At 64.4% G+C, this 24,233-nt stretch carries 24 protein-coding genes and 2 pseudogenes; 17 read left to right on the plus strand and 9 right to left on the minus strand.

The genetic code is table 11. The features are described 5' to 3' along the window. Positions 1–34: 34 nt before the first annotated feature. From KAK06_RS01945 to KAK06_RS01985, 9 genes and pseudogenes are all read right to left on the minus strand, one after another. A pseudogene (locus KAK06_RS01945) lies at positions 35–508 on the minus strand (transposase); the annotation flags it as partial. Further along, on the minus strand, positions 509–1,669 hold the full coding sequence (locus KAK06_RS01950; RefSeq protein WP_210800075.1) for an IS30 family transposase: 1,161 nt from the start codon (positions 1,667–1,669) through the stop codon (positions 509–511). Between the two features lie 336 nt (positions 1,670–2,005). Next, positions 2,006–4,546: a M23 family metallopeptidase gene (locus KAK06_RS01955; protein WP_210800077.1), complete on the minus strand. Its 2,541-nt coding sequence runs from the start codon at positions 4,544–4,546 to the stop codon at positions 2,006–2,008. A gap of 1,149 nt (positions 4,547–5,695) precedes the next feature. Then, positions 5,696–6,739, minus strand: coding sequence for a site-specific integrase (locus tag KAK06_RS01965; RefSeq protein WP_210800079.1), 1,044 nt, complete (start codon positions 6,737–6,739; stop codon positions 5,696–5,698). 65 nt (positions 6,740–6,804) lie between these two features. Beyond that, positions 6,805–6,984, minus strand: a pseudogene (locus tag KAK06_RS24690) (helix-turn-helix domain-containing protein); the annotation flags it as partial. After that, positions 6,981–8,075, minus strand: coding sequence for a hypothetical protein (locus KAK06_RS01970; protein ID WP_210800081.1), 1,095 nt, complete (start codon positions 8,073–8,075; stop codon positions 6,981–6,983). The gene KAK06_RS01970 and the pseudogene KAK06_RS24690, both read right to left, overlap by 4 nt. A gap of 3 nt (positions 8,076–8,078) precedes the next feature. Further along, entirely contained in the window at positions 8,079–8,945 is an 867-nt protein-coding gene (locus KAK06_RS01975) for a phage integrase N-terminal domain-containing protein (RefSeq protein WP_210800083.1), read from the minus strand. 644 nt (positions 8,946–9,589) lie between these two features. Next, positions 9,590–9,790, minus strand: a complete 201-nt coding sequence (locus KAK06_RS01980; protein WP_210800084.1) for a hypothetical protein — start codon at positions 9,788–9,790, stop codon at positions 9,590–9,592. Positions 9,791–10,429: 639 nt separating this feature from the next. After that, positions 10,430–10,693 carry a heavy-metal-associated domain-containing protein gene (locus KAK06_RS01985; RefSeq protein ID WP_054018167.1) on the minus strand — a complete coding sequence of 88 codons (264 nt, stop codon included), beginning with the start codon at positions 10,691–10,693 and terminating at the stop codon, positions 10,430–10,432. A gap of 178 nt (positions 10,694–10,871) precedes the next feature. On the opposite strand from KAK06_RS01985, the gene cueR reads away from it, so the two are divergent. The 17 genes from cueR (at position 10,872) to KAK06_RS02070 (ending at position 24,232) form a co-directional block, all read left to right on the plus strand. Further along, positions 10,872–11,321 carry a Cu(I)-responsive transcriptional regulator gene (gene cueR / locus KAK06_RS01990; RefSeq protein ID WP_054018168.1) on the plus strand — a complete coding sequence of 150 codons (450 nt, stop codon included), beginning with the start codon at positions 10,872–10,874 and terminating at the stop codon, positions 11,319–11,321. A gap of 60 nt (positions 11,322–11,381) precedes the next feature. After that, positions 11,382–11,804: a hypothetical protein gene (locus tag KAK06_RS01995; RefSeq protein WP_054018169.1), complete on the plus strand. Its 423-nt coding sequence runs from the start codon at positions 11,382–11,384 to the stop codon at positions 11,802–11,804. A gap of 99 nt (positions 11,805–11,903) precedes the next feature. Beyond that, positions 11,904–12,263 carry a hypothetical protein gene (locus KAK06_RS02000; RefSeq protein WP_157548467.1) on the plus strand — a complete coding sequence of 120 codons (360 nt, stop codon included), beginning with the start codon at positions 11,904–11,906 and terminating at the stop codon, positions 12,261–12,263. Then, a complete protein-coding gene (locus tag KAK06_RS02005) occupies positions 12,260–13,711 on the plus strand; it encodes a TolC family protein (RefSeq protein ID WP_054018171.1) in 1,452 nt (483 codons plus the stop codon). The genes KAK06_RS02000 and KAK06_RS02005 overlap by 4 nt, the downstream gene beginning before the upstream one ends. 17 nt (positions 13,712–13,728) lie before the next feature. Further along, entirely contained in the window at positions 13,729–15,153 is a 1,425-nt protein-coding gene (locus tag KAK06_RS02010; protein WP_054018172.1) for a multicopper oxidase family protein, read from the plus strand. Between the two features lie 47 nt (positions 15,154–15,200). Continuing rightward, positions 15,201–15,704, plus strand: coding sequence for a cupredoxin domain-containing protein (locus KAK06_RS02015; protein ID WP_054018173.1), 504 nt, complete (start codon positions 15,201–15,203; stop codon positions 15,702–15,704). Next, entirely contained in the window at positions 15,701–16,102 is a 402-nt protein-coding gene (locus KAK06_RS02020; RefSeq protein WP_310741014.1) for a copper-binding protein, read from the plus strand. The genes KAK06_RS02015 and KAK06_RS02020 overlap by 4 nt, the downstream gene beginning before the upstream one ends. Next, on the plus strand, positions 16,099–16,512 hold the full coding sequence (locus KAK06_RS02025; RefSeq protein WP_157548470.1) for a hypothetical protein: 414 nt from the start codon (positions 16,099–16,101) through the stop codon (positions 16,510–16,512). Before KAK06_RS02020 ends, KAK06_RS02025 begins: the two co-directional genes overlap by 4 nt. Before the next feature lie 89 nt (positions 16,513–16,601). Then, positions 16,602–17,030, plus strand: coding sequence for a hypothetical protein (locus KAK06_RS02030; protein ID WP_054018176.1), 429 nt, complete (start codon positions 16,602–16,604; stop codon positions 17,028–17,030). Between the two features lie 140 nt (positions 17,031–17,170). After that, entirely contained in the window at positions 17,171–17,635 is a 465-nt protein-coding gene (locus KAK06_RS02035) for a hypothetical protein (RefSeq protein ID WP_210800086.1), read from the plus strand. 24 nt (positions 17,636–17,659) lie between these two features. Beyond that, complete coding sequence (locus KAK06_RS02040; RefSeq protein ID WP_210800088.1) at positions 17,660–17,947, plus strand: DUF2933 domain-containing protein; 288 nt, start codon at positions 17,660–17,662, stop codon at positions 17,945–17,947. Next, positions 17,944–18,603, plus strand: a complete 660-nt coding sequence (locus KAK06_RS02045) for a methyltransferase family protein (RefSeq protein WP_210800089.1) — start codon at positions 17,944–17,946, stop codon at positions 18,601–18,603. Before KAK06_RS02040 ends, KAK06_RS02045 begins: the two co-directional genes overlap by 4 nt. A gap of 89 nt (positions 18,604–18,692) precedes the next feature. Next, positions 18,693–18,956: a DUF2933 domain-containing protein gene (locus KAK06_RS02050; protein WP_210800091.1), complete on the plus strand. Its 264-nt coding sequence runs from the start codon at positions 18,693–18,695 to the stop codon at positions 18,954–18,956. A gap of 10 nt (positions 18,957–18,966) precedes the next feature. Then, a complete protein-coding gene (locus KAK06_RS02055) occupies positions 18,967–21,420 on the plus strand; it encodes a heavy metal translocating P-type ATPase (protein ID WP_375140868.1) in 2,454 nt (817 codons plus the stop codon). A 14-nt stretch (positions 21,421–21,434) separates the two neighbouring features. After that, positions 21,435–21,986, plus strand: coding sequence for a metal-dependent hydrolase (locus tag KAK06_RS02060; protein WP_210800093.1), 552 nt, complete (start codon positions 21,435–21,437; stop codon positions 21,984–21,986). A gap of 236 nt (positions 21,987–22,222) precedes the next feature. Beyond that, positions 22,223–22,780 carry a hypothetical protein gene (locus KAK06_RS02065; protein WP_310741015.1) on the plus strand — a complete coding sequence of 186 codons (558 nt, stop codon included), beginning with the start codon at positions 22,223–22,225 and terminating at the stop codon, positions 22,778–22,780. A gap of 138 nt (positions 22,781–22,918) precedes the next feature. Further along, entirely contained in the window at positions 22,919–24,232 is a 1,314-nt protein-coding gene (locus KAK06_RS02070) for a TolC family protein (protein ID WP_210800095.1), read from the plus strand. The last annotated feature ends 1 nt before the right edge of the window (position 24,233 follow it).

The raw sequence follows: 24,233 nt of genomic DNA on the forward strand, positions 1-24,233 counted from the left end.
TTAACACCTGAGCAGGTTTTCACTGGGTCAATACAACCTCCAGCAGTCGGCTGTCGGTGGGGTGGGCGATGGCCTTCTCCTGCACCGTGGAGTCGACGATGACGCGCTCGAACTCGCGCTTGCCCACCGCCTTCATCGCCACCGCTGCCTCAATCGTGGACTTGAGCAACTGCTCCACGCCGGCCTCGCCCAGCACGCGCCTGAAGCGCCCGATCTGCGTGGCATCGCAGGGCAGCTTGGGCGTGTAGTACGCCATGCCGCTGAAGAACTGCCAGACCACGTTCTCGCTCCAGCGCTCGACGAGTTCCTCGTCGCTGAGGTTGAAGGCGTGCTTGAGGTACAGCAGCGCCAGCATCAGCCGGATCGGCAGGCGCGGCCGGCCACGGCTGCTGACCCCAGAGCCTGCCACCTGCAGGGTCGGGCCGAACAGGTCCGCTCCCTCGACCTGCCGGCCAGCGCGATCCTTGTGCGCAAAGGCCGGCGCCAGCGCCTTCTCGATCTGGCGGATTCAACTGGTCAATGCAACGGTCTGGCTGAACATCTCAGCCGGCGTCCTGAAGCCGAGGGTCTTCCTCGGCCGCTCGTTCAATTTTCGGGCCAACGAGTTGAGCACGTCTTGTGAGTAGCCCGAGATGTCGATGCCCTTGGGCATGTACTGTCGCAGAAGCCCGTTCGTGTTCTCATTGCTGCCGCGCTGCCATGGACTGCGCGGATCGCAGAAGTAGACTTGGATGTCAGTGGCCAGCGTGAAGCGCTTGTGATCGGCCAGTTCCTTGCCGCGATCCCAGGTCAACGACTTGTAGAGTTCTTGGGGCAGCGCGCGGGCGTGGTGGATCAGCGCATTGACAACGGTCTCGGTATCCTTGCCGGCCACCTTCACCAGCATCACGTACCGCGTCTGGCGTTCGACCAACGTAGCTATCTGGCTGCCTCGACTGCCGAACAGCAAGTCACCTTCCCAATGGCCAGGCACTGCGCGATCCTCGACGCCGGGGGGCCGCTCGCTGATGGGGACGGCGCCGACGATTTGACCGTGGCCTTCAGTCTTCTGCGTGTGGTGGCGTGATCGGCGCATGGCACGGGTGCGCCGCAAGTGCTCCAGCAGTTCCTTCTTCAAGGCGCCGCGTGCCTGAATGTAGAGACTGCGGTAGATGGTCTCGTGTGACACATGTAGGCTCTGATCGTCCGGATAAGTATGCTTGAGCCATCCTGCGATCTGCTCCGGCGACCACAGCTTGCGCAGTTTGTCGGACACGATGTTCGCCAACGCAGGGTTCTCGGTCAGTTTGCAGCGCTTGGGGCGATGCGCTCGCTCCAGGGCCGCCTCGTCCGCCTGGGTTGCACGGTAGCCAATCCGCCCGCCGTTGCGGTTGACTTCACGGCTGACCGTCGACGGCGCCCTGCCGATTCGAACTGCGATCGATCGAATGGAATGACCTACGGCCATGGCCCGCGAGATCTCCTCGCGCTCGCCCAGCGACAAAGCCAACCGTGAGCGGTGCCGCTGACGCGGCGCGATCCCGCCTGACTCAGCAAGAATGCGCTGCACCGACGAATGTGCCAGGTCAAACAGCTGGGCGATCTGCTGCAGCGACCAGCCTTCTTTCCAGCGTGCCCACATCTGGGCCTTCTGGGCATCCGTGTAGTAGATCCGAGGTCGCTGCTTCATCGCAACACTCCTTCCGCCAGGCGGTCATAGTGTGTTGCATCGATCGGTTGAATCCGCCCTCCTCCCAGGGCATTCGGGTGGCCAGCACCGCCAACGGGTGACGCAGGTCGATCATCTGATCCAAGCGGGCGCGGAAGAAATCGTCGGTGTTCATCGGCGGTCAAGAACTCCCGGAAACTGCGCTCCATTGAATCGCTTCCTGGGAGTTCTCGCCATCGGCATTCACCCCGCAGAACGAGTGTTCATGCGGGTTGTGGGCGTATTGCAGGGACGACTCAGTACCCCAACTGGAGTTGGCGCCAAAACCTTCGCGGTGCTTTTGTTGGTGGTTTCGCGCTATCGGCCATAGACCAGAATGGATGACCCGGAGTTGATGAACAGAGTTGAACCATCCGCGGAGAAGACTAATGCACCTGGGTCGCCAGATGAAACATCGGTCGGGTATGGGGTTGTCTTCAGCAAATCTCCAGAAACACTATAAACCTGAAAGTCCCGCGCTCTCTTTAGATACACATTTGTGCCTGCTCTATTAAATGCGGGTACTGTCGGTGTCAAGTATTGTTGTGCCATGCGTTGAACTGAAGTGACGACGGGAGTCGAAGTTTCCAATCCGGAAACGCCAAATAGCGTAACCTCGTGAAAACTGTCCAATGTCGAAACTGCTACATAGCGCCCATCCTCTGAGACGGATACGCCCGTAACGTTTGGCGTATTTCCAAAGAGTCTGCCCAGATCGAAGTCGGGTCGCCCTTCAATATGGATGCGAACCTTGTAGTCGCCCCACGATACTGAGACGAATCCAACTACTCCGCCAATTGTTCGGAAGGGTGAATCAACTGCGGATTCACTCAGTTGAAATGAACGTCCACCTGATATTCCGCCTGGAATAGAAATCTTGTAGACGTCATTGACGCAAGTTGGTGTGCAGAAAAGGCCAGTGGTTGAAAAAAGACTGTCACCAGATCCATTGATCTTCAAACGTCCGGGATCTACTGATCTGGGAGGAGTTAAACCATTCTTTCCAACGCCCGAGTTGCTGAACGGAAGGTAGTCTACTATTGACTTGGAAACAAGGTCAATGACAGGTATTTGGGTCGCTCCGTTTGCCCCCAAGAACACTCTGCCGCCTGATGAGGGAACGCTAGTGACACCCACTGGCTCAGTACGTCCGAAATCAGAGGGAGTGGGTACAATATCTGCAGCAGCCTTCTGGAAGTTTGTTGAACTCCAAAACTCGACACGCCCTGTATCATTGACAGAATAGAAGTTTCCAGCGGGTGTAGTGCCAATCGCTCGAAATATTCTACCTGGCGTACCGTTGACCCGACCACGAAGAATCCAGTTCAAATTTTCGCCAGCGGTCTGACCGCACGGCTGCCCTTTCGGATCGGAATACTCTATTTTTGAAATCAGAGTTCTTGGATTCTTCATCCCAATATCTATTACACCGTCCCTCGTGGTCTGATACTTTGGGGCAACTGAAGGGTCTACTGCCGGCCCCTCTTGAACCTCAATGTGTGCATGAATCGGCCACATGGAGCGGCTATATCCGGCCTTGCTGCTCCCACCGCCTCCACTGAAGCCCACCAAGCAACCCTTCGTTACTTGACTCCCTACCGAAACACCGTCGGCTATGCGATCCAAGTGCAAATACCGCCAGACTCGCTGCGAATTCCTAGCGTCGCGAATCGCGACCAGTCCCAAAGGAGACGCACCTCCCCCAGGGAGATTGGTTGAAACCGCTTCGACCGTGCCGTCTACAACGGAGAACTGTGGAATGGAGCGCCGCTCAGCATCCGACCCTGCTGTTGTTTCACTGAGCCAAACTCGGTAGTCTACGCCGGTGTGCCAGCCGCCACCCTTTGGGTCCGTAACTTCGGTATTTAGTACTGCACCACAACTTCCCGCAAATAGCTGGTTGACCCCTTGCCCTTGTTCGTTCATGCCGGCCAGATAGCGGTCACCTAGAATCATTCTGCCGAGCTCAGGATAGCTGATCCCATCCTCAGTCTCAGGGCAATAGGGATCCGCAAGAGCGTTCCCTCTTTTCTTCCTCAAAATACTTCCTTGCTTCCTCATCAAGGCAATAGCGCCGGCATTTGCCGAAATACGAGTGGAAAGTTCGTCAGATCTTGGAATCAGCAAATTGGAATCAAGCCAGTCGATAGCATCGCCGATAGTAATGAATACTGGCGCACCCGCGAGTGCAGGCGCAACTGAGTTAAGTATATGGTCCGCGTTTACCTCATCCGCGCCTGCCCGGAAAGAAGCCGCGCTCCGGTATAGTAATCCTTCTTTTCTCTGTAGTTCTGAGAGTGCTCCAGCCAACGCATAGTGCAGCGATCTTTGACTTGAGTTCTTTGGTGCCGAGTATATTTGTTTCACGCTGTTCAGAGAGAGTGCTGAGCGTACCTGCTCTTCTGCTGCCGCAATATCCAATCCACGAGCTCGTGCAACGCCATCCACAATGGTAGAAATAGGCGTTACAGAACCCTTTTTGGCGCTAGGAGAGCTGAGGTAAACATTCCGAATCGCTCCTCCGCCTTTAATGTAGGATTGACCCTCGACGATATAGATCTGCATAGGGCCGCGATCTAATCCTTTAGCGACGTCGAAGGTATATGATCCGTCCGAATTTGTATTTGACATAGCCAATGGCTGCCTGTCTACTCCCCAAGTGAGGGCCCCTTTGAAGAGAGAGGCTTGAGAGTTCACTACAGGCCGACCGATGTATACTGTACCGGTCACAGTCAGGTTTGCGACTACTTCATTTCCATCAGGAATTTCTTGCGCAGCATGCGCACCAGCAGAAAAGCCCGCAGCACTCGCTACGGACAATTGGAGCAATTTGATAGCCCCCCATTTTGCTGGATGCATTTTATTTACCTTATTGAGGTTGTGATTGTTACATTTTTACTGTCGCACAAGTTTGACTATCTTCAACCCCTTGAAGTTAGGGGGGGTGGTTGTCTTGTGTGACGAATCGGACGCTGGAGGGAACTAGGCGTCTGCGCGGCAGACTTCTGCCCCGTGGATGATGCTGGGGAACTGGGGCGCAACGCGGAGGGGGGGGCGGGCTGCTGGCGCGCGCCGCTGCAATGCACCGGACCTGAGGAAGGTCTGCACAGCACACCGAGCGGCGTGCTGAGGCGCTGATCAGATCGGAGTGTGATGCTGCCGGCCCCCCATTTAGCCGCCCTTGCAGTTCACCAGCCCAGAATGTGTCACCGGCATGGCCGTTTTCGCGGGCTGCGGACCTACTCACGCGTTTGCTCCCAACAGTTGCGCCGCACCAACCACGGACTCGCCGCTGCAAACAGCGTATGCACTTGCGCGGTGCACTTGGCCAGTCCGCGGTATAGCACTTTGACGTGCTCGAACTGGCACTTGACCAGCCGACGCGGCCGCTAGCAGGATGTTGAAGAACTGATTCCGGGTAGCCCGAGCGATGCATTGGGGCTATCAAGCCTCGCCTTCGGCTCGTGCGATACCGGGGAAGCACCCTTCGCCAACTCCGCTCGCCTCAGGTCTTGATAGCCAAATTGCATCGTGCCGCACCAGTCAAAACGGTTCTTCAACAACCTGCTAGCGCAATGCCGCGAACCCGGGGCCGGTTCCGCTGCACAGTCGGATGTCGAACGGTCCCGAGGTGGCCAAATTCACCGCCGCACGGCCTCTTCATGATGAACGAAGTTGACTGTGCCTCAGCTGCAACACATAGCGCGCGGCGACGATCCGGTGCTGTTGCCTTTGGTGATGCAGCCGCCGTTCACTACGGCGCTGACGAGAACGTCCGGTCAGCACCTCGCTCAGCCACCCCATGCAGTTCAATACGGTGACTGGTATGGGGAGTTCCCGGGGACTGACCCCGCCAAAACAGACCAAACCAGCGCAAATTGGGGAATGAGTGGCTCAGAAAAGTTCAATGAAATCAACGGCTTAAGTTCGAAATCTCACCTACGAACCAAGGGGTCGTGGGTTCGAATCCTGCCAGCCGCGCCAGAATTTGCGTTCTAGATCAAGGGGTTACCGAAAGGTAGCCCCTTCGTCTTTCTGGGCCTGTGACGCATTTGTGCCGTGCCCGATGAGGGGCGCCAGCCGCTGCGCATAGGGCGCCAGGTGGTCCGCCGACAGGTGCGCGTACTTGCGAACCATCTCAGCAGACTCCCAACCGCCCAGCTCCTGCAACGCGAACAGAGGCGTTCCACCCTGCACGTGCCAACTCGCCCAGGTATGGCGCAGGTCGTGCCAGCGAAACGACTTGATGTCCGCGCGCTCGAGCGCGCTGTACCACGCCTTGGTGCTGACCTGCCGGATCGGCTTGCCGCGGAAGCTGAACACCAGCTCCCGATGCTTGCCGATCTGTCGCCTGACCACTGACATCGCGTCGTCGTTCAAGGGCACCGGTATGGCTCGCCGGGCCTTGGCTTGGTCCGGGTGAATCCACGCTCGGCACTGGGCCAGATCCACCTGGTCCCAGCGCAGGCCGGTCACGTTGGACCGCCGAAGACCGGTGGCCAGCGAGAAGGCGGCCATGTCCGCCAGGTGCCCAGGGAGTTCGGCCAACAGCCGGCCGGCCTCTTCGTGGCTGAGGTACCTGATCCGGCGCGTGGGCTCCTTGAGCATCCGCACCTTCGGGCACTTGTCCAGCCATTCCCACTCATCCACGCACCGTCGCAACACGGCACGCAGCACTTCCATCACGCGATTGACAGTGGCAGGTGCCACGCCTTCCGCCAGTTTGGCAGCGCCGATCCTGTCGATGCGATCACGCGTGATGGCTGTCAGCTCCAGACCCCTCAGGTGCCGGTCAAGCCAGCGCAGGTGGATCTTGTCAGCTTCGATCGAGGCCTTGTGGGCCTGCTCTGTCAGCCATCGAACGACCGCGTCGTTCCAGGTTCGCCGGGGGCGTTCCCCCAGCTTGTCGACTCGCCAGACTTCGGCTTTCAGCTTGTCGTGCAGTTCCTGCGCCTCGGCCTTGTTGCCGGTCTCAGCAGATCGTCGTACGCGCTCGCCTGTGGGCGAGGTGAAGTCGATCCACCAGACCGATCCTCGCTTGCGAAGTGACATAGGTGCTCCTTTCCAGAAGTCACTTGCAGCGCTTGCCGCTGCACAGGATACAGCGAGCGCACCCAGCCGAGCAGGTCCTCTTCGATGAAGACCCAGCGCCGGCCGGTCTTAGCACCGGGCACCCGCCCCAGCTTGGCGCGGGCACGCAGCTCCTCGGGGTGCATGTGCAGCAGTTCAGCTGCTTCGAGCAGCGTCAGCAGGCGCAGGCTGCGCGGTGCCGGCTCAGGGATTGGGGCGGCTGTCATGGCTCGATCTCCACAGTCCAGCCCAGCGCAGTGATTGCCTTGCGCAGCGCCACGGCCTCCAGTCGCTCAGGCACCTTGCGAGCCATCACCAGGGTGTGTACGGCTGTGCCTCGGCCGATGCAGGCGCAGTCGCGAGCGGCGTTGGCCAGGCGCACCAGGTCATCGTCGCTCAAGGCGTTCAGGAATGCCTGTATCGCCGCTCGCTTGCGTGCCTGTGCTGCCTGCTCGACCTCACGTGCCGGGTCTTGCCCCCGCTGAGCCGAGGCCCGCGCTCGCCGGGTTGCCAAGGCCTGTCCGACCCTGAGTCCACCGCTGGGCTGGAACTCGCCGGCCAGTGCTTTGCGCCGCAGCGCACCCAGCCAGGCCGCCACATCGCCGATCTGCGGCGCGCCGTGGTGCGCCACCCGGCTGGCTCGGTCCGATAGCTCGTCGGCGATCTGTTGCTGCAGTTGCTGGGGCAGTCCTTCGGCCGCCGTCACCATCGCCGGCCGGTAGACCTCAGCCTCCTTGCTCAGCACCACCCCCACCACGGGCGCCGCAGGCGCCGCATCCGCGTTGCGCGCGTCGTCAGGTGGGGTGTCTGTAGATGTCTTTGGAGAAGTCTCTGTCCAGTGATCGGTGGCATTGCCACCGATCGACGTGTGGTCCTTCGACTGAACAGGCGGTGGGTTTGCCACCGACCGATGAGTGGCTTTGCTACCGATCGGTCGATCGGCCAAGGCCTTCGCCACGTAGGCATCGAGTTCGTCGTAGTTGATCGCGTAATGGTTGGTGTGATTCCAGGCCTGCGCTCGGTGCTGTCTGACCTCCAACACGCCGATGGATTGCAGCATGGCGATGACTCGCTTGTGTGGGTCATTCGAGCGGCCGATCGGCACCCGTTGCAGCAATTCCTGCATCGACCAGTGAACCCAGAAGCGGCCGTCGATGAAGCTGTCGCGGTAGCGCTCCGGGTCCTGGCGCTTCAGGTGCAGGAAGTAGTGCAACTGCTGCAGAAAGATGGCGGCTCCGGGACCGAACACCCACAGAGCCTTGGGCGATACCCCGATGGGTGGCTCGTCAATCAACAACGCTTGACCAGGTCGACTCATGGCTTATCTCCCCAGGTAGATCGCCACGATCTGCTCGCGCGCATGGCCCAGCTCGAGCGAGATCTCCAGCCGCGCCCGCGCGTCGACCGATCGCTGCTCGCCACTGAGCTCGCGCCGTGTGGGCCCGCCAGCAGCCGGTGCCTTCCAGCCGGTCTTCGCCTCGTAGCGTTCCTGCGCGTACCGGTGCCGCAGCCCATGCACGCCGTTGATGCCGGCCCTTTGGCACTGCGCGCGGAAGCTGGCCAGGTGCTCGCGGTAGGTCAGGCCTTCAGGGATCAGACTGCCCTTTCCGGCCAGGTCCTTGGCCTGCTCCAGCACCTGCCGCTGCGCCTCGTTGACGATCGGCACCTCGCGTGGCCGACCGCCCTTGGTCCAGGAGCCCTGCAGCCTCAAGACGTTGCCGCCATCGGCCAGGTCCGGCCGGATCTTCAAGGACTCTTCACGCCGCAGCCCAAAGGCCGCCTGCAGCGCCAGCGACGCCAGCACATGGGCCGAGCTCACGCGCTCCAGCTGCGCCTCGGTCAGCGACTTGGCCTTGTCCTCGTTGGTCACATAACTGCGTCGCTCCACGCCCAGGGTGGCGTTGTCGCGTGCCACCACATTGGCCTTGCCGATCTTCTCCGCCCACCATCGCACCGCGGCCAGGCGGTTCTTGATGGTCGCGGCAGAGATGCCGGACTCGGTCCAATGGCTCACCAGCGCGGCCACATGCTTTTCGCGCAGGTTGTCGGCGTGCAGGTCGCGGTAGCCCAGCGCATCCAGTTGGTGGGCGATCAGGCTCAGCATGCGCTCGCGGTTCGCCTGCGTGGCATGGCTGCCATCGCGGTTGCGTGCCGACAGCTGGCGCAGCTGAAAGTTCAGGTTCTTCATCGCTTGCGTCCTCTCTGAACAGTCGAATTCCGGGGGGGCGGTGTGTCTGTTGGGGTCAGTGTTTCTGGTCGTCCTGGCAGGCGTGCCTGACCCGGACCTCTGCCGCAGCAGAGCAAGGACCTCCGGACACCACTCCGGTGGGGTACTGTTGAGACCTGGTGGTCGCCGCCGCAGTACGCACGGCATTGGCGGGCATGCGCCTTGGTGTGCAGCCCTGGTGGGGCCGACCCTTGAGACGCGCATGCCAACCCCTGGAACGCGGGGTCAGCGGCCGTGCGGGCGCACGGCAAGACAGGCCTTGCGCCTGTCAGTTCAGAGATCAGCGAGCGAGCAGCTCTTCGTGGTGGACCAGTCTGCGCGGCATTGCGCCACCGGTCCAACTTGTCACGCAGTGGCGTCACGCAGCAGCCCAGACTGCCGCAGGGCGCGGAGAGGTCCAGCTGGCGCGGGGGTGGCGGCGGCGTCACTGGCAACGCCTGTGACGCCCCGCGAGCTGCGGCAGCCACCCGCGGTGGGCGCTGCCGTGTTCAGGAGGCCGCTTGAATCAGCGGCGACTGCGCCAGTCTGACCAGACCACCCACAGGGGTCCGGCCATCAGCGCCAGGAATGAGACATAGGCTGCGGCAATCAACCGCCAGGTGCTGTCATCCATGCTGCAGCTCCTTGCGAAGTTGCGCAGCCACGTTGCTGGCCACCAGCCACAGCGGCAGGTACCAGATCATCAGCCAGCCGTCCTGGCGTTGCCAGGACAGGGCCACAAAGGCGAGCGCATACAACAGCGCGACGCGATGGACCACACCAGCGAGAAAGTCGCGCTGGCGCAGATTGAGATGGATTGACATCATCTGCTGATCTCCTTGGGAATGGAGGAGACGCAGCAGAGCCCGCAGAGCAGGGGATGCTGGCATCCCCTGGGGGTGTGGAAGAGAAGAAAACCCCAGAACCAACGCCCATCTCGGGCCGTCGGTCCCACCGCTCTTTCGGGGGCCTATCGGTGTTTCGCTGTTCGCCAGAGGCGAAGCAAATTGCGCATATGGATGATAGAAAACTCGACGCTCCAGCGCAAGCAGTCGGGCAGCGAAGTTCACCGCCGACATGCCGGATGTTGCCCACCGCGCCGGCCGGCCGGTACGTCGTAGGCGCCGACCGGCCGGCGCCGTGGACAACCGGGCTCTGCGGAGGGCTGGATCGGAGGCGGTGGCGCCAAGAAATCGGCTACAGATTTTGCGCGTTATCTGTAGTCTATATGGCCCAAGCAGCCCCTCGTTTGGCACAATCGTGGGTAGACTCGATTCGGCAGGATGATGGTCGCCGTCAAGCCGACGGCACTGCCAGCCTAATCTACAGCCGCCCGTCGAACGGCGACTAGTCGACGTCCTGAGAAGTGTTCTTATCAGGACGTCATTTGCTAGACAGAAATTCATCATGGCCGAGTTGGCGCTTAACACCAGCCAGCTCGGCCACTCATGAAGGCCGATGCGAACTCAGTGGCATGAGCCGCAACACGTGCGGGTGCTGCCGGCGCCTGCAGTCGCAGCAGCCGCCGACATGACCTGCTCCGGCGTGTACCCAGCGCCGGCAATCGCATCGCGAATGTGCTGGGCATCGACTGCGGTCGCTTTGACCGTCACCAGGTGCCGAGTGAGGTCGATCGTCACCTCGGCGGCGTGGTCGACACTCTTCACCGCCTTGGTGATGGCGCCGGCGCAGTGGCCGCAGGTCATGTCGTTGACTTGGAAGGCAAGCATGGGGCGTTCCTTGGAACTGGTTGAGGGATGATCTGCACTCTCAAGCCTCCCACCGTTGGAAGGTCAAGCGGAAACCGCGTGCCCACGCGAGCGCGGCCGGAATCCTAAGGATGTGCTTGACCTTCCAACCATAGGAAGGATCAGAATGCCTGATCCGCGCAATGACAGGAGTCCGGCCATGAACATCGGTGAAGCCGCCGGCGCCTCGGGCGTCTCGGCGAAGATGATCCGGCACTACGAAAGCGTCGACCTGTTGCCGCCTGCCGCACGCACCGACGCAGGCTACCGGCAGTACACCGAGAAGGACGTGCACACGCTGCAGTTCATCCGGCGGTCCAGGGACCTCGGATTCTCGATCGACGAGATCCGCGGCCTGCTGAGCCTCTGGCAGGACCGTCGCCGGCCCAGCCGGCAAGTCAAGGCCATGGCACAGGCGCACATTGCCGAACTGGAGCAGAAAGCCCAGGAGATCCTGGCCATGAAGTCGACGCTCGAACACCTGGTGCACTGCTGCAGGGGCGACGACCGGCCTGACTGTCCGATCCTGGAGAACCTGGCAGACCACAGCCATGCCAGCGTGCAGGCCGTGGGCAGACCCCGGGCCAGGCACGCCTTCGCGCAGCGATGAGGGCGGGGGCGCTTGTGCGCGCGACGATGCCTTTCGGCTGTTTCGGCTAGAGTGCGTGCTATGCAGGTCTGGCTCCGGCTCCTGATCGTCTGGTTCATCGCCATCGCGCTTCCCGTTCAGGGGATGGCGGGCCTGACCATGGCGCACTGCGCACCGAGTCACGAGCGCATGGGGGCCGCTGCGCAGGTGATCGCGCACCAGCATGCGGACCAGGATGCCGGTGTCGCCCATCATCACAACGGCGATGCGGCGGATGACGCCGAGGCTGCCCAGGACCCGGTGAAGTCGGACAAGATGTCTAATCTGGCCCAGTACAAGTGCAGTTCGTGCGCTTCATGCTGCGCTGGCTCGGCACTGCCCAGTGCGATGCCCCGCATCCCGCAAGTCGCAGCGGTGCCGACCGTCTTCGCCGAGGCCATGATCAGCGTCGACGCCTTCGCGTCCGACGGACCCGACCGGCCACCCCGCAACCACCTCGTGTAGCCGGTCCCCGATCGGCGTGCCTGGCACGCCATCGGCCACCGGACCCGGTCACTCCTCGTCGTACCGACGGGGAGATGCTGACTCCGACACGAGGACATCATGGTCGCTTCCCTCCCGCGCTGGCTGATGCCAGCCGCCCTCTGCGTCGTGGCAGGGTTTGCCGCTGCGCAGACCTCAACATCCGCCGCACGAAAACCCGACCCGCTCGATCCCGGCGCAAGTGTGCCCACTGTGGCGTACGAGTCGGCGTTCAGCCGCTACCGACGTACCGCGGACGACAAGGTCATCCCCTGGCGCGAGGCCAACGACACCGCCGCGCGCATCGGTGGCTGGCGCGCCTACGCCCGCGATGCGCAGCAGCCCGACCCCGCCGCGTCGGCGCCCGCCGCAACGCCCGCCCAACCTGCCACCAAGGCCATGCCCATGCCGCAAGGGCATGGCGGCCACAAGATGCCATGAAGACGATCGTGCTCACACCATCGAACTGGGGCCCACCGGTGGTCAGGCCACGCCTGCAGCTCGTGCTCCTGCTCGCTGCGGCTGCGACGCTCGCCGGCTGTGCCTCCTTCAGCCCGGACGGCGGCTTCTCCACGGTCGAGCAAGCCGCCAGGGAGCGGCTCGGCAAGGAGGTCCGCTGGGCCCGCACACCTGGCGACCAGGACGGCATCGACCAGCGTGTCGCAGAACTGCTGGCCAAGCCGCTGTCCGCGGACGATGCGGTCCAGATCGCGCTGCTGAACAACCGTGGGCTGCAGGCCAGCTTCCAGGAACTGGGCATCACGGAAGCTGAAGTGGTTCAGGCTGGCCGCGTCCCGAACCCCGGCTTCAGCTTCAGCCGTCTGCGGCGCGGCGACGAGATCGAGCTGGAGCGCGGGATCCACTTCAGCCTCGCGCGGCTGATCGCCATGCCGATGATCAGTGCCATGGAGGCGCGGCGCTTCGAGGCCACCAAGGGCATGGTCACGATGACCATGCTGTCGGTGGCGGCAGACACACGCAAGGCCTGGGTCACAGCGCTGGCCGCGGAAGAGACAGTGCGCTACATGCGTCAGGTGAAGCAGGCCGCGGAGGCGAGCGCCGAACTTGCGCGTCGCATGGAGCAGGTCGGCAACTTCAACAAGCTGCAGCGAGCCCGCGAACAGAGCTTCTACGCCGACGCCGCCTTGAACCTCGCTCGCGCCGAGCAGGCCCAGCGGGCCACTCGCGAACGTCTGACGCGGCTGCTTGGCCTCTGGGGCGCGCAGACCCAGTTCAATCTCCCGGATCGACTCCCGGACCTGCCGCAGGATCTGGTCGACCGCCCGGACATCGAGCGCGTCGCGCTGGCGCAGCGGCTGGATGTGCAGGGCGCCAAGCTCGCCGCCGAGCAGACCGCGCGCAACCTCGGCCTGACGAAGACCACACGCTTCATCAACGTGCTCGAACTCGGCGCGGTGCGCAACAGCTCCAACGAGGCTCCCACACAGCGCGGCTGGGAGATCGGCGTCGAACTGCCGTTGTTCGACTGGGGTGGGGCCCGCGTGGCCCGTGCGGAAGGGGTCTACATGCAGGCCGTGCACCGCGCAGCGGAGACAGCCATCAACGCGCGCTCCGAGGTGCGCGAAGCCTACGGTGCCTGGCGCTCCGCCTACGACATCGCGCGCCACCACCAGGACGAGATCGTGCCGCTGCGCAAGCAGATCGCCGAGGAGAACGTGCTTCGCTACAACGGCATGCTGATCGGGGTGTTCGAGCTGCTGGCCGACGCGCGTGCGCAGATCGGGAGCGTCAACGCCGCCATCGAGGCCAAGCGCGACTTCTGGATTGCGCAGGCCGATCTCGACATGGCCTTGATTGGCAAACCCAGCCTGGCGGCGGCTGCCGGCCCTGCCGGCGCGACAACGGCGGCTGAAGCCCAAGGCCACTGAACATGAAGGAACTCCACATGCTTTCCCGACGCAAGATGCTGGGCGGCGCCGGCGCCTTCACAGCTGCCGCCGCTGCAGCCTCCGTCAGCAAGGTGGCCATGGCCGCCCTGCCGGAGCCGGTCATCCAGACCAAGCCCGACACCATGCCACCGCTGGTGCCCAACACGGGGCGGCCCTACAACCCGGTGGTCACGCTCAACGGCTGGACCTTGCCCTGGCGCATGAACAACGGCGTCAAGGAGTTCCACCTGGTGGCCGAGCCGGTGGTGCGCGAGATGACCCCCGGCTTCAAGGCGCACCTGTGGGGCTACAACGGCCAGAGTCCGGGCCCAACCATCGAGGTCGTCGAAGGCGACCGCGTGCGCCTGTTCGTCACCAACAAGTTGGGCGAACTCACCAGCATCCACTGGCACGGCCAACGTCTGCCCAACGGCATGGACGGCGTGACTGGGCTGAACCAGCCCGGCATTCCGCCAGGCAAGACGTACGTCTACGAATTCGTGGCACGGCGCCCCGGCACCTTCATGTACCACCCGCATGCCGACGAGATGGTGCAGATGGCGATGGGGATGATGGGATTCTGGATCACCCACCCCAAGGCCAAGCATCCGCTGATCGACGAGGTGGACCGTGACTTCGTCTTCCTGCTCAACGCCTACGACATCGATCCTGGGGCCTACACGCCCAAGATCATGACCATGCTCGACTTCAACCTGTGGAGCTGGAACAGCCGCATCTTCCCGGGCATCGATCCACTCGTGGTGCGCAAGAACGACAAGGTCCGCATCCGCATCGGCAACCTGACGATGACGAACCACCCGATCCACCTGCACGGGCACGAGTTCCTCATCACCGGGACCGACGGCGGCCCGACGCCCAAGAGCACCCGGATGTACGAGGTGACGACGGACGTGGCGGTCGGCCAGATGCGGCAGATCGACTTCCTCGCCGACGAAGAGGGCGACTGGGCCTTCCACTGCCACAAGAGCCACCACACGATGAATGCGATGGGGCACAACGTGCCGACCATGATCGGCGTGGATCACCGCGGCGTGGCCAAGCAGATCACCAGCTTGATTCCGGACTACATGGTGATGGGCGAGCGTGGCATGAAGGACATGACCGAGATGGAGATGCCGCTGCCCGACAACACCGCCGCAATGATGACCGGCACAGGGCCCTTTGGGGCGGTGGGCATGGGCGGCATGTTCAGCGTGCTGAAGGTGCGTGCGGATCAGAAGCCCGGCGACTACAGCGATCCGGGTTGGTACAAGCACCCTCCCGGGACCGTGGCCTACGAGTTCACCGGCAGTCTGCCCGATCCGGCCCGCTTCAAGGCTGACGCCAGCCCGGGGCCAGGCGCCATGCCGCCGATGGCCAAGCCTTCGAAGGAAATCGAGGTGCGGGTGCGCAAGCCCGCGAGCGGGCACAGCGGCCATTGACCTCAGCGTTCCGTCCAAACACTTTCCTGCCTCAAGAGGACATCCCCATGCATATCAGCAAGCGTCAATTGCTCGTCGCCATTCCTGCCACCCTTCTCGGCGCGCCGGGGCTGGTCCTGGCCCACGGTGACGAAAGCCACCCCAAGAAGGCCGGACCGGTCAAGAAGGAACAGAAAGACTGGGGCATCGCCGGCGATGCCAAGGCTGCCAAGCGCAGCATCGAGGTCGGCATGGCCGACAACATGCGGTTCACGCCCGATCTCATCGAGGTTCGGCTGGGCGAGACGGTGAGATTCGTTGCCCGAAACGCCGGCAAGGTGATGCACGAGTTTGTCATCGGCACCAAGGCCGAAAACGGCAAGCACGCCGAGTTGATGGTCAAGTTCCCGGGCATGGAACACGACGAGCCCTACATGGCGCACGTGCCACCCGGCAAAACCGGCCAGATCGTCTGGACCTTCAACCGGCCGGGCGACTTCGAGTTTGCCTGCCTGATCGCGGGCCACTACCAGGCCGGCATGGTCGGCAAGATCACCGTGTCTGCCAAGTGATCGACAACCACCCCAGCATCGTCGAATCCGGATTCAACCAACCCCTCCAAAGGAATCTCATCATGAAAATCATCGCCATGGCCGCCCTTCTCGTTGTCCTGTCGGCTCCCGCACTGGCGCAGCAGAAGGCCGAGGACCACTCGGCCCACCATCCCGCGGCCGCCGCGTCAGCCGCCGACATGACCGAGGGCGAGATCCGCAAGGTCGACAAGGACGCGAAGAAGCTCACTATCAAGCACGGCGAGATCAAGAACCTCGACATGCCCCCAATGACCATGGTCTTCCAGGTGAAGGATGCCGGCGTGCTCGACAAGGTCAAGGTCGGCGACAAGGTCCGCTTCGTCGTCCAGAAATCCGACACGGGCTTCGTGGTCACCGACATCCAGGCGGCGAAGTGATCCAAGCCGCAGGGACGGGAGTGCTTGGGCACCGAGCAGCAGCCGGCGTTCTGGCCGGCGTCTCGCTCTTGATGGGCGCCGCTGCGGCCCGGGCAGAAGTCATCGAGCTGCAATGGCAGGACGCTGGTCGCTTCGAGCGCAGCCTGACGATCGCGCCTGGCAAGTTCGCCGAGATCTGCGGTCCGTTGGAGGCGGGACAGGCCGTGCAGTGGTCCTTCGACGCCGACCGCGCCCTCAACTTCAACGTCCACTACCACGTGGACAAGGACGTTCGGTACCCGGCCAAGAAGGAGAACGTCAAACGTCTGCAGGGGGATCTGTCGGTCGACGCTAGGCAGGACTACTGCTGGATGTGGACCAACAAGACCACGGCGGCGACGAAGCTATCCGTCACGCTGAGGCGGAAGTAGAGTCACGCAGGCGGTCGATCGCGCGGATTGATGTCGCGCAAGAGCGCCACCGAACGGAGTCGTAGGCTGGAGGAGTTCCCAATCCTTCGATGTCCACCTTTCACTTCACCCATCGACGACTGCGCCGCACGGCTGGTGTGACGCTGGTGGTCTGGCTGTTGGCCCTCGCGGCCGGCGTCGTGAATGCGTGCGCACTGGGGCCGGCGGGACCGGAACGCGTGGGACTGCACGCCGAGGTCCCATCGCATGAACAGCACCGCGACGACGGCGAACGGCCGGGACACCACCACGGGTCGGACTCCGGTCAGAAGAGTTGCCTGAAGTTCTGCGATGACGAGTCCTCGGCCGTCGTCAAGGTCAAGCTGCCTGCCGTCGATGGCAGCGCGGTCTTCGCGGTGCTCGCACAGCCCTGGCAGCCGATCGCTGCCACGGGCAGCACGGGCTGGGGGCTGTCGTCACAGCGACCCGGCTCCCAGGGGCCGCCCCTGGTCATCCGCTTCCTGCGCCTGACCCTATAGATCTCCATGCCTGGCCGCCGGCGGGACGTGCTCCCGGACCGGCGGCCTGCGCACGTCCGGTCATTGGCGACTCCGCCGAGTTCGACCGTCCTTCCTTCCGTGGCGAACAACCGCCTGCCTCTCTCGATCAGGAGATCCACATGTCTGCCTTCACGACCCTCACCGCTGCTGCGGCTCTCGTGCTTCTCACGGCCTGCGCCAGCCCTGGCGGCACCGCAGGCGCTCCGGCCGCGAAGGCCGACGAGCACGCCGGCCACCACCCGGAAGCATCCGCGGCGGCACCCGCGGCCCCGATGCCCGCCATGCAGGAGCGCATGAAGGCCATGCGCGAGATGCACGACAAGATGATGAACGCCAAGACACCCGCCGAGCGCCAGGCCTTGATGGCCGACCACATGAAGGCCATGCAGGACGGCATGGACATGATGAAGGGCATGGGCGGCATGGGGGGCATGGGCGCCATGGGCGCAGGCATGGGCGATGGCAAGGGCATGCCTGCCGAGATGGCCAAGCGCCACCAGATGATGGAAGGGCGCATGGAGATGATGCAGATGATGATGGAAATGATGATGCAGCGGCTGCCGAACTCACCGTCGGCCCGGTGACGGCCGACGACACCGGAGATCCTCATGGACACCCTGCACACCCACGGCCAGTCGACCCCGTCGTTCTGGCGTTCGCGCTACGGCATCGGCTGGCTGGTTCTGGCCGGCATCGCAGCCTGGTTCCTCTGGACCGAGCACCGCGCCCACCTGTTCGGCGCCTTGCCCTGGCTCGTGCTGCTGGCTTGCCCGCTGATGCACGTCTTCATGCATCGCGGTCACCACGGCCATCACGGTCGCGGCGGCACGCCCACACCCGCTGAGCGGCCTGCGGCCACGCCGGGCCCTGGCGACAACACGGGAGCTGCGCCATGAACAACGGCACACCCGCCTATGGCCTGTGGAGCCTCGTGCTCCTGAACTCGGCCATCTTCATCATGTTCGCGTTCAGCTTCTTCAAGCCGCAGACGGCCCGCGACTGGCGCACCTTCGGGGCGTTCGCCGCCTTCATCGTCGCGCTCTTCGTCGAGATGTACGGCTTCCCGCTGACGATTTACCTGCTGTCGGGCTGGCTGCAGACCAGCTATCCCGGACTGGACATCCTGTCGCACGACGCCGGCCACCTCTGGGCGACGCTGCTGGGCGACAAGGGCTTCGGCGGCGATCCGCACTCCGGCGTGCTGCACCTGCTGAGCTATGCCTTCCTGGGCGGAGGCTTCTGGCTGCTCTCCAGCGCGTGGAACGTGCTGTACCACGCGCAGCGTCGCCAGACGCTGGCCGTGAGCGGTCCGTACGAACGCATCCGACACCCGCAGTACGTCGCCTTCGTGCTCATCCTGTTCGGGTTCCTGCTGCAATGGCCGACCGTGCTGACGCTGCTGATGTTCCCGGTGCTGCTGGTGATGTACGGCAGGCTCGCCGTGACGGAGGAGTCGGAGATGCGGGCCCGATTCGGCGCCGAGTTCGAGCGCTATGCAGCGCGGACACCGCGCTTCATCCCGCACGTCGGCCGCCCACAAGAAACCGCTTGACCTTCACATCATGGGAAGGTCTAACTTTGGTGGCATGAACCCGGTGCCTCTGCAAGGTTGAACCACCCGGTCCCCACAAGGAGCCCACCATGTCGACCGACCATGTTCACACCTCGACCACCTCCCCTGTGCCGGCCCGCCCGGCGCGGGCCCTCTGGGTTGCTGCGGCAATGACGGCGCTGATCGCCGCCTTCTTCCTGCTGCGCGAGCACTGGGGGCACGTTGCCGGCTACTGGCCTTACCTCCTGCTGCTGGCCTGCCCGGTGATGCATCTGTTCCACGGACACGGGGGCCACGGTCACCATGGCCATTACGACGCGGGTACGGACCGCTCGACGAACCGGGACGCCTGAGAGCATGGACATGAAGTCGCACAACGGCCACGACGGGCACGTCCATGGCACCACCCCGGGCGCAGACGACCACGCGCATCATCACGTAGGCCACGAAGGACATGCGCACGGGGCGGGGCACGAACCCCACCACGCGCACCACGACGCCGCCGCACCGTCGGTGACCCAACCGCTGAAGGACCCGGTCTGTGGCATGACCGTCACCGCGCAGTCCGAGCACCGGACTGAGCATGAAGGCCGCCCGTACTATTTCTGCAGCGCGAAGTGCCTGGGCAAGTTCACCGCCGACCCCGCGCGCTATGTGCAGCCGGCGGCGCCTGCTGCGCCCGCACCCGCGCCTGCCGAGGCTGCGCCTGGCGCGGTCTACACCTGCCCGATGCACCCCGAGATCCGGCAGGACCACCCCGGCAACTGCCCGAAATGCGGCATGACGCTTGAGCCGGTGCTGCCGGAACTCGACGAGGCCGAGAACCCGGAGCTGGTCGACTTCAAGCGCCGCTTCTGGTGGACGCTGCCCCTGACCGTCGTGGTCACGGTCATGGCGATGTTCGGCCACCGCCTCGGCTGGTTCGACATGGCGCGGCAGAGCTGGATCGAACTGGTGCTCACCCTGCCGATCGTGCTGTGGGCCGGCGCGCCGTTCTTCGTGCGCGGCGCGCAGTCGATCGCCAACCGCAGCCCCAACATGTGGACGCTGATCGGCCTGGGTACCGGCGCGGCCTTCGCCTACAGCGTTGTCGCTACCGTGGCGCCGCAGGTGTTCCCGGCCTCGTTCGTGTCGATGGGCCGCGTCGCGGTGTACTTCGAGGCGGCGGCGGTGATCATCTCGCTGACACTGCTCGGCCAGATCCTGGAGCTGAAGGCGCGTTCGCAGACCTCCGCGGCCATCAAGTCGCTGCTGGGTCTCGCGCCGAAGACGGCACGCCGCATCGCGGCCGACGGCAGCGAGTCGGACGTGCCGCTCACGCATGTCCACGTGGGTGACCTGCTGCGCGTGCGCCCGGGCGAGAAGGTGCCGGTCGACGGTGTCGTGGTGGAGGGCAGCAGCGCGCTGGACGAGTCGATGCTGACCGGCGAGCCGCTGCCGGTGACCAAGCGGGTCGGCGACAAGCTGATCGGCGCGACGATGAACACCAGCGGCGCGCTGGTGATGCGCTCCGAGCACGTCGGCTCGGCGACGGTGCTCGCGCAGATCGTTCAGATGGTGGCGATGGCGCAGCGCTCGCGGGCGCCGATGCAGCGCATGGCCGACCAGGTGGCGGGCTACTTCGTCGTCGGTGTGGTCGGGATCGCGCTGCTGACCTTCTTCGCCTGGGGCTTCTTCGGACCGGAGCCGAGCTGGGTCTACGGTCTGATCAACGCGGTGGCCGTGCTGATCATCGCGTGTCCCTGTGCGCTGGGCCTGGCCACGCCGATGTCGATCATGGTCGCGACCGGCCGCGGGGCGACGAGCGGGGTGCTGTTCCGGGACGCCGCGGCGATCGAGAACCTGCGCAAGATCGACACGCTCATCGTCGACAAGACCGGCACGCTGACCGAAGGACGGCCGAGCTTCGAGCGCGCGGTGGCCGCGCCCGGAAACAGCGAGGACGAGGTGCTGCGCCTGGCGGCTAGCCTGGACCAGGGCAGCGAACATCCGCTGGCAGCCGCCATCGTGTCCGCAGCGCGGCAGCGGGGCCTGTCGCTGGAGAAGCCCGAGCAGTTCGATTCCGAGTCGGGCATCGGCGTGCGCGGCACGGTCGGCGGTCGATCCCTCGCGCTCGGCAACACCGCGCTGATGGCGCAGTTGGGGGTCGATGTGGTACCGCTCGCGTCGCAGGCGGAAGCGCTACGGGCGCAGGGGGCGAGCGTGATGCACCTGGCCGTCGATGCGCGGCTGGCCGGGCTGCTGGCCGTGTCGGACCCGGTCAAGGCGACGACGCCCAATGCGCTCAAGTCGCTGCGCGCAGCGGGCCTGCGGGTTGTGATGGCCACGGGCGATGGCCTGACGACCGCACGCGCGGTCGGCCAGCGGCTGGGCATCGACGAGGTCCACGGCGAGGTCAAGCCGGCTGACAAGCTGGAACTCGTCGCCAGGATGCAGGCCGAGGGCAAACGGGTGGCCATGGCCGGTGACGGCATCAACGATGCGCCGGCGCTGGCACGCGCCGATGTGGGCATCGCGATGGGCACGGGGACAGACGTGGCGATGAACAGCGCCCAGCTGACTCTTGTGAAGGGCGACCTGCGCGGCATCGCGACCGCCCGGGCGCTGTCGGTGGCCACGGTCGCCAACATGAAGCAGAACCTGGCCTTCGCCTTCGTCTACAACGCGTTGGGCGTGCCGCTGGCGGCCGGGGTGCTGTTTCCGTTCACCGGCTGGCTGCTGTCGCCGATGATCGCGGCGCTCGCGATGAGCCTGAGCTCGGCGTCGGTGATCACCAACGCGCTGCGACTGCGCAAGGCTACGCTGCTGCAGGACTGAGTACCGGGCCTACCGTGGACATCATCGCGCACACGCTCTGGGCCGCGGTCGGTGCAGCGGTGGTGCACCGCCGCAGGCGGCTATCGCAAACGACGGTGGTCGCCACGCTGATCCTGGCGGCACTGCCCGACGTGTTGCATCTGCTGCCCATCGCGGGGTGGTGGCTGTTCAGCGATGGCTCCTTCGCCGCCTTGCGCGGCTATGCGGTGGCGATCCCGGGCCAGGAGCCGGGCCTGCCGCAGCTGGTCCAGCTGTGGTCGCACCACCTGCACTGCGTGATGCACAGCGCACCGATCGCCGCGCTGGCAACCCTGTTGGTCTGGGGCTTGCGGCGGTCGCTCTGGTTTCCGCTTCTCGGCTGGTGGTCGCACATCGTGATCGACGTGTTCACCCATTCGGCCGACTACTACGCCGTGCCGGTGCTCTATCCGTTCACCGAGCGCGGCTTCGACGGCATCGCGTGGACTACGCCCTGGTTCATGGTGGCCAACTACCTGGCGCTCGCGGCGGTCGGCATTTGGTTGCTGGCAAGCAGGAGGTCTTTGCATGGATGCAATGGTCCGTAGAGGGGCCAGCCTGGGCTTCGACCCTGCGTTCTCGCCCTCGCCAAGTTCGCCGAGAACATCCTCGGGTGCCCGTTCATCACGGTCGGCTTGCGGCCTGGCTCGTTGAAAGGCGTCGGGTGCAAAGCTCGAATCCGAGCAGCGCGAATATGTCGCATGTGAGCCAGTAGCAAGCCTGACATTCGCCCCAATTCATTCACCCCAATACAGATGGTTGCCCCTACACTAACAGGTGCTGGGTGACCTCCAGCGTTCACTGCCCAATCAGTTTTGGCCCTCATGATCGCCTCTCCAACCCGCAACCCGTGCTGCGCATTCAATGCGCTGCCATTGGCGTTTCGGGGTTCGCAACCATGACGCGCTCTTTCCTGAAGGCGGTGGCCCGTGGCCTCGTCGGCGTCGTGCTGGCAACGCAGATGCTCATTGCCGCCTATGCCTGCCCCTCCCTGGCGCTGCCCGCGGCAACTGCCATGCAGATGCCCGATGCGAGCATCTCGGCAGTTGAACAGAGCAGTGCAAACGCCGACATGTCGGCCGCACAGGCCGGCAACTGCGACGACATGGCTGGCGCCCTGGATCCCGCAGCGCCCAATCTCTGCGCCGAGCACTGCAAATATGGTCAGCAGAGCGATCACGCGCCGACCTTGAATGCGCCGGCGGTCGTGCTGGCCGCTTTGTATTCCCTGCCGCTGGTGCCCGTGACGGCACCACCGCCGCGTCCTGCGGCGGCCACGCTGAGTGCACTGGTTGCGGCGTCTCCACCGCACGCCATCCTGCACTGCGTGCACCGAATCTGATCCTCCAGACGACGCGGCGCTGAGGGCCCTTCGGGTCGCTCGGCGCGTCGGTCGTGCCCGGCCGCGTCTTGCGAGTTCCTGCTCGCCGACGTGAATCGGGCCCGACACGAAGCCCCCGGTTCGTTGTCTGGAGTTTTCATGTTCACAGTTCCGTTTCAACGCGAGCGGCGTGCGCGCTGTTCGCTGCGATGCTGGGCCGCTGCATTGGCCATGGGCGCGCAGCTTGTCGGCCTGGATGCGTACGCGCAGCAATCCCTGAGCCTCGAGCAGGCGCTGCGCCTGGCCCAGGAGCGTTCACGCCTGCTGGTTGCCCAGGACGCCGGCGCCGCCGCGGCACGCCAGATGGCGTTTATCGCAGGGCAGTTGCCCGATCCGGTGCTCAAGACCGGGCTGAGCAGCCTGCCGATCAGCGGGCCGGACCGGTTCAGCTTCACTCGTGATTCCTCCACGATGGCCACGGTGGGCGTGATGCAGGAGTTCACGCGCGCCGACAAGCGCACAGCCCGCGCAGGGCGGTTCGAGCGCGAGGCTGAGGTGGCCGAAGCTGGGCGTGCCGTGGCGCTGGCCGACCTGCGGCGCGACACCGCGATGGCCTGGCTGGATCGCCTGTACCAGGAGCGCATGCGCGAGTTGTTGCAGACGCAGCGTGCCGAAGCCGCCCTGCAGATCGAGGCTGCAGAGGCGGCGTACCGGGGCGGACGCGGCATGCAGACAGATGTGTTTGCGGCGCGGTCGGCCGTTGCCCAGATCGAAGACCGTATCCGGCAGTCCGATCGGCAGATTGCCACGGCCAAGACGCGGCTCGCGCGCTGGGTGGGCGAGGGCGCGAACCAGGCGCTCGGCGTGCCACCCGACCTGGGCATGATCCGCCTGGACGCCGAGCGCCTGGAAGCCGAACTGACCCATCACCCGCAGATCGCGCTGATGGTCCGCCAGGAAGCCCTGGCCCGGGCCGAGGCGGACGTCGCGCGCGCCAGCAAGCGCGCGGACTGGAGCGTCGAGCTGACCTACAGCCAGCGCAGTTCGGCCTACTCGAACATGGTCTCCGTCAATCTCTCGATCCCCTGGCAGTGGGACCCGAAGAACCGGCAGGACCGCGAGGTGTCGGCCAAGCTCGCACTGGCCGAGCAGGTGACAGCCCAGCGCGAAGAGGCCACGCGCGAGCATGTGGCGCAGACCCGCGCATGGCTGCAGGAGTGGCAAGGCAATCGGGATCGCCTGACGCACTACGACCATGACCTGATCCCGCTGGCCAGCGAGCGCACCCGTGCCGCGATCGCTGCCTACCGCGGAGGCGGGGGCACGCTGAGCGCCGTGCTGGAAGCGCGGCGCATGGAGATCGACACCCGCATGGACCGGCTGCGCCTCGACATGGAGACGGCGGGCCTGTGGGCCCAGATCGAGTACCTGATACCGGCCGAGCACCCTGCAGGCGCCGTCACGGAGAAATGAA

The sequence above is a fragment of the Ideonella aquatica genome (assembly GCF_018069755.1).
In the GTDB taxonomy this organism is placed as follows: domain Bacteria; phylum Pseudomonadota; class Gammaproteobacteria; order Burkholderiales; family Burkholderiaceae_C; genus Ideonella; species Ideonella aquatica.